Source organism: Arthrobacter sp. ISL-85 (assembly GCF_018613675.1).
Lineage (GTDB): Bacteria > Actinomycetota > Actinomycetes > Actinomycetales > Micrococcaceae > Arthrobacter.
On record NZ_JAGGPQ010000005.1, the window covers coordinates 94,612 to 108,747 of the forward strand.

Genomic DNA, 14,136 nt, shown 5'->3' on the forward strand with positions numbered 1-14,136 from the left:
CGGACATTCCTTGTGAAAACCCTCTACACCGCCGAGGCGCTGGCCTCGGGCGAAGGGCGCGACGGCGCTGCACGCAGCAATGACGGCAGGCTGTCGGTGGACCTGGCCAGCCCCGTGGAACTTGGCGGCAGCGGGCAGGGCACCAACCCCGAACAACTCTTCGCCGCCGGCTATGCCGCCTGCTTCCACTCTGCACTGCGCCTGGTGGGCCGGAAGGCGGGCGCAGACCTGACGGACTCGGCAGTCGCAGCAAGAATCCACCTTGGACAACTGGATGGCGGCACCGGCTTCGGCCTGGCCGCAGAGCTGGAGATTGCCCTCCCCGCCCTGGATCTGGCCACCGCTGAAGACCTGGTGGCCAAGGCGCACCAGGTCTGCCCCTACTCGAACGCCACGCGCGGCAACATCAACGTCGACCTCAAGATCCTGGAGTACGCAGCATGAGCACATCCCTCGCAACCACCACCCGTGAAATCCGGCTGGCGTCCCGCCCCGTGGGGCGCCCCACCAGCGGCAACTTCGAACTCGCAGAGTCACCGCTGGCCGCCCTTGAAGACGGCCAGATCCTGGTCCGGAACCTTTTCATGTCCGTGGACCCCTACATGCGGGGCCGCATGAACGACGTCAAGTCCTACTCCGCACCCTTCGCCGTGGGCAAAGCGCTCGACGGCGGCGCGGTGGGTGAGGTGGTCGCGTCCCGTTCGTCTGCACACAAGGAAGGCGACGTCGTCGTCCATTCCCTCGGCTGGCGGGAGTATGCAGTGGTGGACGGCAATGCTGCCACCCCGGCCCGCACGGACCTGGCGCCGGCCTCGGCTTTCCTGGGCGCCCTGGGCATGACCGGGCTGACGGCGTATACGGGTCTGCTGAAGGTTGCAGAATTCAAGCCGGGGGACGCCGTGTTCGTCTCGGGCGCGGCAGGGGCGGTGGGATCCCTGGTGGGCCAGATCGCCAAAGCGATGGGCGCTTCCCGCGTCATCGGGTCCGCAGGCTCGCCCGCCAAGGTGGCCCGGCTGCTGGAGCTCGGCTTCGATGCCGCCTTCGACTACCATGACGGTCCCGTTGTGGACCAGCTGGAGAAGGCGGCGGGCCCCGCCGGCATCGACGTCTACTTCGACAACGTGGGCGGTGAGCACCTGGAGGCTGCCCTGGCAGTCCTCAACGTGGGGGGCCGCGTCGCGATGTGCGGCGCGATCGCACAGTACAACTCCACCGAGCCCACTCCCGCACCCCACAACCTGATGCAGGCAATCGGCAAGCAGCTGACCCTACGCGGCTTCCTGGTGGGCGGCCAGCGGCAGCACGCGGCTGAGTTCGCGGAAAAGATGGCGGGCTGGCTTGCAGACGGAACCGTGCGTTACGACGAGACGATCGTGGACGGGCTGGAGAACGCCCCGCAGGCGTTCATGGACCTCCTGGACGGTGCAAACACCGGCAAGATGCTGGTCCGGCTGTAGCCGCTGCAAGCGAACACAAAGCAGTAGGGGGCACCGCGATCCGCGGTGCCCCCTACTGCTTGGTAACAACTTGTAAACAATCTTCCAGATGGGCTCCTGCCGTGCTATGGGGACGTGGCGCAGGCCACTAAAGTAAGTGCCATCAGTGCGCTCCGGCGCAGTGCTGCGTGCCTTCCGTGAGTACAGAATTTCAGCGCCGAAACGGACACTCATTGAATTCCAGCCCGTAGCGCCACTCGCATCACCCCTGGAGGAAAATTGAAGAAATCACTGCGTGCCAGCTTCAAACGCGGTTCAATGGCCGGCGTGGCCACCCTCGGTGCATCCGCCTTACTGCTCACCGGTTGCGGGGCCGCCCCGTCCTCGTCCGGCCCCTCAGGTTCAGCCACCGCCTCGGGCTACACCGCATGCATGGTGTCCGACTCCGGGGGTTTCGATGACAAGTCCTTCAACCAGTCCGGCTATGAGGGCCTGCAGAGTGCGGTCAAGGACCTCGGCATCCAGGAGAAGCACGTCCAGTCCAAGGCTGACACCGACTACGACCCCAACCTTCGCTCCATGGTCCAGCAGGGCTGCAAGCTCACCGTGACCGTCGGCTTCCTGCTCGGCGACGCCACGAAGTCCATCGCGACGGCCAACCCGAACAGCCACTTTGCCATCATCGACTACAACGACCCCACCTTCCCCAAGAACGTCAAGCCGATCGTCTATGACACGGCCCAGGCTGCGTTCCTGGCCGGCTACCTGGCTGCCGGCACTTCCAAGACCGGCAAGGTGGCCACGTTCGGCGGCATCAACATCCCCACCGTCACCATCTTCATGGACGGCTTCGCTGATGGCGTGAAGTACTACAACCAGAAGAAGGGCAAGAGCGTCCAGCTCATCGGCTGGGACAAGGACAAGCAGGACGGCACCTTCGTCGGTGACTTCAAGCAGGTGGACAAGGGCAAGGTCCTGACCCAGGGCTTCCTTGACCAGGGCGCCGACATCGTCCTTCCCGTGGCCGGACCCGTCGGCGGCGGCGCGGGCAGCGCGATCCTTGACGCCAAGTCCAAGGGCAAGGATGCCAAGCTCATCTGGGTTGACTCGGATGGCTACCTCACTGCCCCGGATTACAAGTCCGTGATCCTCTCCTCCGTCCAGAAGACCATGTCCACAGCTGTGGAGACGGTCATCAAGGACGACAAGGACGGCAAGTTCGACGCATCGCCGTACATCGGAACCCTTGCAAACGGCGGCGTGGCCCTGGCTCCGTTCCACGATCTCGATTCCGCCGTGCCGGCAGACCTCAAGAGCGAACTGGACCAGCTGAAGAAGGACGTCATCTCCGGCACCGTCAAGGTCGAATCGAAGTCCAGCCCCACCAAGTAAACACAAACCCCGGGGCGCGCTGCCCTTCCGCCGCCACCCCGGCCGAAGGGCAGCGCGTTCTGTTTTGCCGGCAACGTTCCGCCAAGCATCACGCCGGCGGTCTTTGCCGGCTGCCTGCCCTGCCCACGAACCACCCGTGACACTAGGCTGGGACTACCCGCTGCCTTGCCGCCGACAGCGCGCCGGAGCAGATCCATACACACATAGATTGGTTGGGGTTTTGAAACTCGAACTGAAAGGGATCACGAAGCGATTCGGGTCCCTTGTAGCCAACGACCACATTGATTTGGTCGTCGAACCGGGACAGGTGCACTGCCTCCTTGGCGAAAACGGCGCAGGGAAATCCACCCTGATGAACGTGCTCTACGGCCTGTACGATCCCACCGAGGGTGAAATCCTGGTCGACGGCAAACCGGTGGTCTTCAAGGACCCCGGCGAGGCGATGGCGGCCGGTATCGGGATGGTCCACCAGCACTTCATGCTCATCCCGGTCTTCACCGTGGCCGAGAACGTGGCGCTGGGCAATGAGACCACCAAAGCGGCCGGACTGCTTAACCTCGAAGCCACGCGTGGGAAGATCCGCAGCATCTCTGACCAGTACGGGTTCGACGTCGACCCCGATGCCATGGTGGAAGACCTGCCGGTCGGCGTCCAGCAGCGGGTCGAGATCATCAAGGCCCTGGTTCGTGATGCCGAAGTGCTCATCCTTGACGAACCCACCGCCGTGTTGACGCCCCAGGAGACCGACGAACTCCTCGACATCATCCGGCAGCTGAAGCGCGACGGTAAGTCGATCGTCTTCATCTCCCACAAACTGCGTGAAGTCAAAGCCATCTCGGACACCATCACGGTCATCCGCCGCGGCAAGGTGGTGGGGCAGGCGGACCCCACGGCCTCTCCCACCGAACTGGCCTCCGCCATGGTGGGCCGGACCGTGAGCCTGACCCTGGACAAGGCGCCTGCCAAGACCGGCGACGTGTCGTTCAAGGTCCGCAACCTGACGGTGACGAACCACAACGGCCAGCACGTGGTCGATGACCTGTCCTTCGACATCGCCAAGGGCGAAGTGCTCGCCATCGCCGGAGTGCAAGGAAACGGCCAGACCGAACTGACCGAAGCCATCCTCGGTGTGCAGCCGCACGTGGCCGGGTCCATCACGCTCGACGGCGAGGAACTGCTTGGCAAGAGCGTCAAGCACGTCCTCGGCGCCGGAGTGGGCTTCGTCCCCGAGGACCGCACCCTCGACGGTCTCGTCGGAACGTTCACCATCTCCGAGAACATGATCCTGGACCTCTACGACAAAGCGCCCTTCGCTCGCGGCGTTGGCATGAAGCCGGGCGTGATCGCGGAGAACGCGGCCAGGAAGGTTGAGGAATTCGACGTCCGCACACCGTCCGTATCCGCCGCGGTGGGCACCCTCTCCGGCGGCAACCAGCAAAAAGTCGTCCTGGCCCGTGAGCTTTCGCGCCCGCTGCGCCTGTTCATCGCTTCACAGCCAACGCGCGGGCTCGACGTCGGCTCGATTGAATTCGTGCACAAGCGTGTCATCGCCGAGCGTGACCACGGAACGCCGGTCATGATCGTCTCCACCGAACTGGACGAAGTGCTGCAACTGGCCGACCGGATCGCGGTGCTTTACCGCGGACGGCTGGTGGGGATCGTACCCGCCACCACCTCCCGGGACGTGCTGGGCCTGATGATGGCCGGGGTCCCGGCCGCCGAAGCCGAAGCCAGTGCCTCTGCCCACACACCCAGCGGCGCGACGACATCGGCGGTAACGGAGCCTGCCGGCCACGAAGGAGAAACCCATGTCTGAGAAGACAACCCCGGAACCGCAGGCCACGAGCCCCGACGACAGCCCGGAGCCCGCCGACATCCGGGAGCCCGGCGGCACCACCTCCGAGGCTATGGCCTCAGACGTCGTCCTGGACACTGCCGGTGGCCAGATGCCGCCCTCCGCCGTTCCGGCAGCCACCCTGCGGCGCGGACGGGACCAGGACGGCAACGGATCCGTCCTTCACCAAATCTTCACGGGCAACGCCATGGTGTCCGTGCTCTCCGTGCTGCTCGCGATCGTGCTCGGCGGCATCCTGATGGCCGTGACCAACCCAAAGGTAGCGGTCACGGCCGGCTACTTCTTCGCACAGCCAGGGGACCTGTTGACCGAGGTCATTCGTCCCTACACTGCCCTGGTGCAGGGTTCCATCTTCAACTGGGCAGGCGCGGACCTGGCTGCACAGCTGTACCCGATCACCGAGACCCTCACCGTCGCCACCCCACTGATCTGCGCCGGGCTCGGCGTCGCGCTGGCGTTCCGCGCCGGCCTGTTCAACATCGGTGCGCAGGGGCAGATCATCTTCGGCGCGCTCTTCGGCGCCTATGTCGGCTTTGCCTGGCACCTGCCAATCGGCCTGCACCTGCTGGTCGTCATCCTGGCCGGGCTGGTCGGCGGCGCAGTCTGGGGCGGCGTCGTGGGTTTGCTGAAGGCACGGACCGGCGCGCATGAGGTGATCGTGACCATCATGCTGAACTACATCGCCAACTTCCTGCTGCTGTTCCTGCTCACCACCCCGGCTTTCCAGCGCAAGGGTTCAACCAACCCGATCTCCCCGTTCCTTGACTCCACCGCGTTGTTCCCCGAACTGCTCGGACCGCAATTCCGCCTGCACGCCGGCTTCCTGGTCGCCATAGCGGCCACCGCCTTCGTCTGGTGGCTGCTGAACCGCTCCACGATCGGTTTTGAATTCCGGGCCGTTGGGGCAAACCCCAGCGCGGCCCGCACCGCCGGCATCAATGTGGCCCGCAGCACCATCCTGGTGATGGCGATCGCCGGTGCGCTGGCAGGCCTGGCCGGTGTGGCCCAGGTGTCCGGCACGGAAAAGTACCTGTCCGGCGGTGTCGCCGCTTCCATTGGTTTTGATGCCATCACGGTTGCCCTTTTGGGACGTTCGACGCCGTGGGGAACCTTCTTCGCGGGCCTGCTCTTCGGCGCCTTCCGCGCCGGCGGCGTAGCCATGCAGGCCCAGACGCAGACGCCGATCGACATCGTGCTCGTCATCCAGTCCCTGATCGTGCTGTTCATCGCGGCACCGCCGCTGGTCCGTGCGATATTCGGACTCAACCCCCGTAAGAAGAAAACCACCACCAGTGGGACCGCCGGTTCGCGTACCAGCGGCATCAAGAGCGGAGCGGCAGCATGAGCGCCACGACACAATCTCCCGCCGGCAAACAGCCCGGCACCGGAGAAGGAACCGGCAATACCCCCGGAGCCAGCCGCGCCGGAGGTCCGGCAAGCACAACGGAACTCGTGAGCTGGAAAGCCGGCATCGGCCTGGGCCTGCTCGCCCTCCTGGGCACCCTGCTGTTCGGGTTCCTGGCCAACCCAAAGTCTGCCGGGTTCCGGATCGCTGAGGCCCGCGATCCGAACGCCTCCTCCACCGCAGCCTGGGTTACCCTCGCCGTGGCCCTGGCCGCCGCCGCCTACGTCGGCTACCGCTGGCTCAGCCAGCGGCGCGAGGGCGGGGGAGTGGACCGTTGGATCCCCGCCACCACAATTTCCGCCGTCGTGGTCCTGGGCCTGGCCGCCCTGGGCGTCGCCCGGGTGGAGAAGATTACCGTTCCCTCGATGGCGCTGGGCTGGATCTGCTCCGTCCTGCTGCTCGCCCTGGCCGGATACGCCTGCTTCCTGACCGTGCAGCGGCGGCGCACCCCCGGATGGGTGGGCGGTGTCTTCGCAGTGGTCTTCCTCGTCGGATTCATGATCTGGATCGTGGCGGGCGGCCGTGATCCCGAGCCGTCCATTTCCCTCGGCGGCCTCCTGGCCGGTGCAGTGACCCTGGCCGTACCCTTGGTGTTTGGCTCGTTGTCCGGTGTGCTGTGCGAACGGGCCGGCGTGGTCAACATCGCCATCGAAGGCCAGCTCCTGCTCGGCGCGTTTTCCGCCGCCGTCGTGGCCACCATGACCGGCAACGTCTATGTGGGGCTCATCTCCGCCGCCGTGGCCGGTGCGCTTGTGTCCCTGGTCCTGGCCCTGGTGAGCATCAAGTACCTGGTCAACCAGATCATCGTCGGCGTGGTGCTCAACGTCCTGATCAGCGGCCTCACCAGCTTCCTGTTCTCCACCCTGCTCACGGCGGACCCCGAACACCTCAACAAGCCCGGCCGGCTGCAGGCAGTGGATATCCCGTTCCTCTCCGACATCCCGATCATCGGCCCCATCCTGTTCCGCCAGTCGCTGGTGGGCTACCTCATGTACGTGGCCGTTATCGTCGTGTACGTCGGGCTGTTCCACACCAAATGGGGCCTGCGCGTGCGTGCCGTCGGCGAACACCCTCAAGCGGCTGACACCGTGGGAATCAACGTCAATCGGACCCGCTTCATCAACGTCCTCATGGGCGGCGCGATCGCCGGCATCGGCGGTTCCTTCTTCACCCTGGTGTCAGTGGACGCCTTCAGCAAGGACATGTCCGGCGGCCGCGGCTACATCGCCCTTGCCGCCATGATCTTCGGCCGCTGGAATCCCATCGGGGCCTTCCTGGCCGCGTTGCTTTTCGGGTTCGCCGACAACCTGCAGAGCATCATCACCATCATCGGTTCGCCTGTGCCCAGCCAGTTCATGGCGATGCTGCCCTACGCCCTGACTGTCATCGCGGTGGCCGGCCTGGTAGGACGATCCAGGCCCCCCGCGGCCGACGGCATACCGTACGTCAAGGGATGACCGCCATGGACAACGCGCAAACGGTGGACTGGGCAGCCCTGGAGGTTGCCGCCGTCGCTGCCATGAAGAATGCCTACGCCCCGTACTCAAAATTTCCGGTGGGAGCCGCGGCGCTGACCGGGGACGGCCGGATTGTCAGCGGCTGCAACGTGGAGAACGCCAGCTATGGGCTGACCCTCTGCGCCGAGTGCGTCCTGGTGGGTGAACTGCAGATGACCGGCGGCGGCCTGCTGCGGGCCTTCTACTGCGTGGATGGGGCGGGCAACGTGCTCATGCCCTGCGGCAGGTGCCGGCAGTTGCTCTACGAATTCAGGGCCCCCGACATGCAGCTCATGACCAGCCAAGGCATCAAAACCATGGACCAGGTGCTGCCCGACGCCTTTGGTCCCGAACACCTGGAGGAGACCCAATGACCGGCAGCAAAGCCGAGGCGTTCGACGCCGTTGACATCATCCGCACCAAGCGCGACAAGGGGACGCTGAGCCCCGAACAGATCGACTGGACCATCGACGCGTACACCCGGGGAGCCATAGCTGACGAACAAATGGCAGCCCTCAACATGGCCATCCTGCTCAACGGCATGGACCGTGCCGAAATTGCCCGCTGGACGGCCGCCATGATTGCGTCCGGGGAGCGAATGGATTTCTCCAGCCTTAGGCGTCCCGACGGCGGCCTGAAGTACACCACGGACAAGCACTCCACCGGCGGGGTAGGGGACAAGATCACCCTGCCGCTGGCCCCCCTGGTGGCTGTATTCGGCGTCGCCGTCCCACAGCTGTCCGGCCGCGGCCTGGGCCACACCGGCGGCACGCTGGACAAGCTCGAGTCGATTCCGGGGTGGCGCGCAGGCCTGTCCAACGACGAAATCCTGGCCCAGCTCCAGGACGTGGGGGCGGTGATCTGCGCCGCCGGTTCCGGCCTGGCACCCGCGGACAAGAAGCTCTACGCGCTGCGCGACGTCACCGGAACGGTTGAGGCCATCCCGCTGATCGCCTCCTCCATTATGAGCAAGAAGATCGCCGAGGGCACCGGATCGCTGGTCCTGGACGTCAAGGTGGGCAGCGGTGCCTTCATGAAGGACGAAGCCAAAGCCCGCGAACTGGCCGAAACCATGGTGGCGCTCGGCAAGGACGCGGGGGTTAACACCGTCGCCCTGCTGACCAACATGAACACCCCGCTGGGCCTCACCGCCGGCAACGCCATTGAAGTCGAGGAATCGGTGGAGGTGCTGGCAGGCGGCGGCCCGGAGGACGTGGTGGAGTTGACCGTCCGGCTCGCCGAAGAGATGCTCGCCTGTGCAGGCGTGCACGACGCCGACCCAGCCGCCGCCCTCAAGGACGGCCGGGCCATGGACGTCTGGAACCGGATGATCGCCGGGCAGGGCGGTGACCCCCGCGCCGCCCTGCCCGTGGCGCGGGAATCCGACGTCGTCTACGCCCCTGCCGACGGGGTGCTGGTGGAACTGGATGCGCTCGCAGTCGGTGTCGCTGCATGGCGGTTGGGGGCCGGCCGCGCCCGCAAGGAGGACGCAGTCCAGGCGGGGGCCGGGGTGCGCATGCACGCCAAGCCCGGTGCCACCGTGCGTGCAGGGGAACCTCTGATGACACTGCTCACCGACACCCCGGAGCGGTTCGCCCGCGCCCGGGAAGCCCTGGAACACGCCGTGGTCATCGCTCCGGAAGGTTCGCGGCCTGCCCAGCAGCTCATTATCGACCGCATAGCATAGGGACCAATGCAGGCCATCAATGACTTCATCCTCGCCGCAGCCGGCCAGCCGTGGGTGCTGGTCCTGGTGCTGGCCTGCTGTGTCATTGACGGCTTCTTTCCGCCCATTCCCAGTGAATCCGTAGTGGTGGGCCTCGCCGCCGTGGCGGCCACCGCGGATGTGCCCAACCCCTTGGTCCTGGCAGTCGTGGCCGCCGCCGGGGCCTTCCTGGGCGACAACATTGCGTACCTGCTGGGCCGCCGGGTGGGTACCAGCCGCTGGGCCTGGATGCGGGGACCGCGCATGCAGGCCGCGTTCCGCTGGGCCGGCAGGGAACTGCGCAAGCGGCCCGCGTCACTGATCCTGGTGGCGCGATTCGTTCCGATCGGACGGGTGGCGGTCAACCTGACCGCCGGGGTCACCCACTACCACCACTTGCGGTTCGTGGGCCTGACCATCCTTTCAGCAAGCCTGTGGGCCTGCTACTCGGTGGCGGTCGGGCTCTTCTTCGGCCAGTGGTTTGAGGACAACCACATCCTTGGCGCTGCAATCGCCATTGTCTGCGCGGTTGCGCTGGGCATTGTGGTGGACCTGGCGATCAACAAAATCCGGGGTAAAACCAACGTGATGGAACGGATCCGGGAACCTGGGGCCTGAGCAGCGCGTTTAAGGGGTAATTAGGGCCATTCGGGCGTAGCGGACAGGGCCCGGAGCGTGGGACACTTAGGAACGATTTCCGCTTTGGCTGCGGCACTTTAGCTGTGTCATTTTTATACAGGAGCAACACCGCGTGGAGTTTATTAATGAGGCCGTGCTCCATGCAGCGGGCCAGTGGTGGATTTACCCGGCGCTGCTGGTGTTCTTCTTCGTGGACGGCTTCGCCATGGTGGTCCCCAGCGAGACGCTCATCGTGGCGCTCGCAGCCTTCTCCCGGCACAGCGGCGAACCCAACCTTTGGATCCTCGGCCTCACGGCACTGGTCGGCGCCATCTGCGGGGACAACATGGCCTACCTGCTCGGCCGCAAGATCGGCCTGGAGCGTTGGGGCTGGATGCGCCGGCCCAAGGTTCGGAAAGTCTTCGCCTGGGCCCGCTATGAGCTTGAAAAACGCGGCGCGGTGCTGATCTTCACAGCACGGTACATCCCCTGGGGACGCGTCGCCGTCAACTACGTGGCCGGAAGCACCGGCTTCTCGCACCGCCGGTTCTTCGTTTTCGACGCCTTTGCCTGCGTGACCTGGGTGGGCTACTCCCTTGGCATCGGCGTGCTGGCCAGCTCGTTCCCGTGGCTGCACCACAACCCGCTGCTCAGCGCGGGCATCGCCGTCGTGTTCGCCATTGTCCTGGGCGTGGCCATCGACCACCTGCTCCGCTGGTGGCACAAACGGCTGGGCCGGCACGACGCACAGGATGCGGACGGACCGAGTGAAGAGTCCTCCGGTTCCGGGCAGGAAGGCCGGCCCGGCGCGCAGGCCCTGGTGGTGCCCTCGGCAAAGACCCGTCCAGCGGCAAAGTAGCGGGCGGCTTTGCACGGCTGGCTTTGAGCTGCCGGCTTTGAACGGCTGGCTTTGAACTCCGGCCCACCCTAAGGTGGGAACGTGACTGAGCCCATTGTTGACGCTGCCCCTGCCATCGATTTTGACCTGAAGAGCCTGCCCAAGGTTTCCCTTCACGACCACTTGGACGGAGGACTCCGTCCGGCCACCATCATCGAACTGGCGGAGGCCGTTGGCCACACGCTCCCCTCAACGGACCCGGTGGCCCTGGGGCAGTGGTTCCGCGAATCGGCCGACTCCGGGTCCCTGGTCCGGTACCTGGAGACGTTCGACCACACCGTGGCCGTCATGCAGACCTTCGACGGCCTGTTCCGGGTGGCCAAGGAGTTCGTCGAGGACCTCGCGGACGACGGCGTGGTGTACGGCGAAGTGCGCTGGGCGCCGGAGCAGCACCTCCAGAAGGGGCTCAGCCTTGATGAGGCCGTGGAGGCGGTACAGGAAGGCCTGGAAGCGGGTGTCGAGGCCGTCTCCGAGACCGGGCGCGAGATCCAGGTGGGCCAACTGATCACCGCGATGCGACACGCCGACCGGGGGCAGGAGATCGCTGAACTGGCCGTGCGCCACCGCAACAAGGGTGCCGTGGGCTTTGACATCGCCGGGGCAGAGGACGGGTTCCTTCCCAGCCGTTTCAAGGACGCCTTCACGTACCTTGCCCAGCATAATTTCCCCGCCACCGTGCACGCGGGCGAGGCTGCCGGGCTGGAGAGCATCCAGTCCGCGCTGGTGGACGGCCGCGCCCTGCGGCTGGGACACGGCGTCCGCATCGCCGAGGACATCATGGTGGAATTCGACGACGACGAAGACGCCGGGGATACCGTGGGCCTGGTCACCCTCGGCGACCTCTCCAGCTGGGTCCGCGACCGCGGCATCGCCCTGGAGATCTGCCCTTCCTCCAACCTCCAGACCGGCGCGATCGCGGAGTTCGGCGAAGGCATCGAAAGCCACCCCCTGGACATGCTCTACCAGCTGGGCTTCAACGTCACCATCAACACCGACAACCGGCTGATGAGCGGCGTCACCCTGACCGACGAGTTCAACCTGCTGGTGGAAACCTTCGACTACGACCTCGACGACCTGCTGGAGCTGACCCTGAACGCCGCCGAGGCATCCTTCCTGCCACTGGAGGAAAAGGAAGCGCTGGTGGAGTACATCAACGACGCCTACGCCAACCTTGGCTGACCCGCCTCCCGGGCCCAGCAGCTCCGCCACGGCGGAGCTGCTGGAGAAAATCGCCCAACTGCGCGAGCACTGCCCCTGGATGGGCGCGCTGACGCACGCATCGCTGGTGGAATTCCTCCTTGAGGAGGCCTACGAGGTGGCTGAGACCATCGAAGAGGGCCACCCCGACGCCGAACTCCGGGGCGAGCTGGGGGACGTCCTGCTCCAGGTGGTGCTGCACGCCCGGCTAGCCCAGGAACGCGGCGCCTTCACGTTCGACGACGTGGCTCGCGGCCTGGCTGCCAAAATGGTCCGCCGGAATCCCCACGTTTTCCGGCCTGACGGCTCCCTGCAGGACAGCTTCCCGGCCACCGTTGCGGAGATCGAGCATAAATGGGATGCCGTCAAGCGGGCCGAAAAGCCGGAACGGAGGGATCCCTTCGAAGGAATCCCGCGCGCCCTTCCCGCACTGGCCAGGGCACAAAAGTCGCTTGACCGTGCAGCCCGCGCCGGCCTCGGACTTCCTCCGGGGGCTCCCGTCCCCGAAAGCGAGGAGGAGCTGGGAACCCTGCTGCTCGCCGTCGTGCGCTCCGCCCGGGACAACGGCATGGACGCCGAGCGGGCCCTGCGCGCCGCCGTCCGCCGGTACCAAAACGATCCGGCCGACCAAAATGACCCAGCGCCATCATGACGTCCAGGCCTTGACCGGTTTGAGTAACCCGGAGCACTCTCGACTAGGCTGGACCGTGACGAGTACGTCGAGTTTTCTGCCTGATTCCCCCCGTTAATCGCCCATAAGGAGCAAATTCATGGCGCTTATCGATGCCATCCACGCCCGCGAGATCCTCGATTCCCGCGGCAACCCCACCGTCGAAGTTGAAGTCCTGCTTTCGGACGGCCAGATCGGCCGCGCGGCGGTTCCCTCCGGCGCTTCCACCGGTGAGCACGAGGCCGTCGAACTCCGCGATGGCGACAAGGGCCGCTACCTCGGCAAGGGCGTGCAGAAGGCCGTGGACGCCGTGATCGACCAGATCGCCCCCGCCCTGACCGGCTTCGACGCCACCGACCAGCGCAGCATCGACCAGGCCATGCTGGACCTGGACGGCACCCCCAACAAGGGCAAGCTCGGTGCCAACGCCATCCTGGGCGTCTCCCTGGCGGTTGCCAACGCGGCCGCAGCTTCCGCAGACCTGCCGCTCTACAAGTACCTGGGCGGCCCCAACGCACACGTCCTGCCGGTGCCGCTGATGAACATCCTCAACGGTGGATCCCACGCGGACTCCGACGTCGACATCCAGGAATTCATGATCGCCCCCATCGGCGCCGAGACCTTCTCCGAGGGCCTGCGCTGGGGCGTGGAGGTGTACCACAACCTCAAGTCCGTCCTGCAGCAGAAGGGCCTGTCCACCGGCCTCGGCGACGAAGGCGGCTTCGCGCCCAACCTGCCGTCCAACCGTGCAGCCCTGGACCTCATCACCGAAGCCATCAAGAACGCCGGCTACACCCCGGGCAAGGACATCGCCTTGGCCCTGGACGTTGCCTCCTCCGAGTTCTACAAGGACGGCGCCTACCAGTTCGAAGGCAAGGCCCTGTCCGCCAGCGACATGAGCGCCTACTATGCCGAGCTCGTGGCCGACTACCCGCTGGTCTCCATCGAGGACCCGCTGGACGAGAACGACTGGGAAGGCTGGAAGACCCTCACCGACGCCATCGGTGACAAAGTCCAGCTGGTTGGCGACGACCTCTTCGTCACCAACCCCTCCATCCTGCAGCGCGGCATCGACACCAAGACCGCCAACTCCCTGCTGGTCAAGGTCAACCAGATCGGCTCGCTGACCGAGACCCTGGACGCCGTCAGCCTGGCGCAGCGCGCCGGGTACACCACCATCACCTCGCACCGCTCGGGTGAAACCGAGGACACCACCATCGCTGACATCGCGGTGGCCACCAACGCCGGCCAGATCAAGACCGGCGCACCCGCCCGCTCCGAGCGTGTTGCCAAGTACAACCAGCTGCTGCGCATCGAAGAGGAACTGGACGACGCCGCACGCTACGCCGGACGCAGCGCGTTCCCGCGTTTCAAGGGCTAGTAACCGCCTAAACCCATCCGCGGTGGCTATGGTTGAAAGACCATAGCCACCGTTGTTGTCTCCAGCAGCATTTATCCCAGCAG

Annotated in this window: 13 protein-coding genes; all 13 read left to right on the top strand. The window is 65.8% G+C overall.

All coding sequences use genetic code 11. The features are described from left to right. Nucleotides 1-12 precede the first annotated feature (12 nt). The 13 genes from J7I84_RS03325 (at nt 13) to eno (ending at nt 14,053) form a co-directional block, all read left to right on the top strand. Nucleotides 13-444, top strand: a complete 432-nt coding sequence (locus J7I84_RS03325) for an organic hydroperoxide resistance protein (RefSeq protein WP_214940598.1) — start codon at nt 13-15, stop codon at nt 442-444. Next, the gene (locus J7I84_RS03330) at nt 441-1,457 is read left to right on the top strand and encodes an NADP-dependent oxidoreductase (RefSeq protein ID WP_214940600.1); all 1,017 of its coding nucleotides are present in this window, start codon (nt 441-443) and stop codon (nt 1,455-1,457) included. Before J7I84_RS03325 ends, J7I84_RS03330 begins: the two co-directional genes overlap by 4 nt. Nucleotides 1,458-1,715: 258 nt before the next feature. Continuing rightward, entirely contained in the window at nt 1,716-2,828 is a 1,113-nt protein-coding gene (locus tag J7I84_RS03335) for a BMP family protein (protein WP_251046007.1), read from the top strand. A 220-nt stretch (nt 2,829-3,048) separates the two neighbouring features. Beyond that, nucleotides 3,049-4,644 carry an ABC transporter ATP-binding protein gene (locus tag J7I84_RS03340; RefSeq protein WP_214940603.1) on the top strand — a complete coding sequence of 532 codons (1,596 nt, stop codon included), beginning with the start codon at nt 3,049-3,051 and terminating at the stop codon, nt 4,642-4,644. Continuing rightward, nucleotides 4,637-6,028, top strand: a complete 1,392-nt coding sequence (locus tag J7I84_RS03345) for an ABC transporter permease (RefSeq protein WP_214940605.1) — start codon at nt 4,637-4,639, stop codon at nt 6,026-6,028. Before J7I84_RS03340 ends, J7I84_RS03345 begins: the two co-directional genes overlap by 8 nt. Beyond that, a complete protein-coding gene (locus J7I84_RS03350; protein ID WP_214940607.1) occupies nt 6,025-7,545 on the top strand; it encodes an ABC transporter permease in 1,521 nt (506 codons plus the stop codon). The genes J7I84_RS03345 and J7I84_RS03350 overlap by 4 nt, the downstream gene beginning before the upstream one ends. 5 nt (nt 7,546-7,550) lie before the next feature. Then, a complete protein-coding gene (locus J7I84_RS03355) occupies nt 7,551-7,958 on the top strand; it encodes a cytidine deaminase (RefSeq protein WP_214940609.1) in 408 nt (135 codons plus the stop codon). Then, a complete protein-coding gene (locus tag J7I84_RS03360; protein ID WP_214940611.1) occupies nt 7,955-9,271 on the top strand; it encodes a thymidine phosphorylase in 1,317 nt (438 codons plus the stop codon). The genes J7I84_RS03355 and J7I84_RS03360 overlap by 4 nt, the downstream gene beginning before the upstream one ends. 6 nt (nt 9,272-9,277) lie before the next feature. Next, entirely contained in the window at nt 9,278-9,907 is a 630-nt protein-coding gene (locus J7I84_RS03365; RefSeq protein WP_214940613.1) for a DedA family protein, read from the top strand. 133 nt (nt 9,908-10,040) lie between these two features. After that, entirely contained in the window at nt 10,041-10,766 is a 726-nt protein-coding gene (locus J7I84_RS03370) for a DedA family protein (protein WP_214940617.1), read from the top strand. 81 nt (nt 10,767-10,847) lie between these two features. Then, nucleotides 10,848-11,984, top strand: a complete 1,137-nt coding sequence (locus J7I84_RS03375; protein WP_214940620.1) for an adenosine deaminase — start codon at nt 10,848-10,850, stop codon at nt 11,982-11,984. 79 nt (nt 11,985-12,063) lie between these two features. Beyond that, nucleotides 12,064-12,654, top strand: coding sequence for a MazG nucleotide pyrophosphohydrolase domain-containing protein (locus J7I84_RS03380; protein ID WP_251046058.1), 591 nt, complete (start codon nt 12,064-12,066; stop codon nt 12,652-12,654). Between the two features lie 118 nt (nt 12,655-12,772). Beyond that, nucleotides 12,773-14,053 carry a phosphopyruvate hydratase gene (gene eno, locus J7I84_RS03385; protein WP_214940626.1) on the top strand — a complete coding sequence of 427 codons (1,281 nt, stop codon included), beginning with the start codon at nt 12,773-12,775 and terminating at the stop codon, nt 14,051-14,053. Nucleotides 14,054-14,136: the final 83 nt, after the last annotated feature.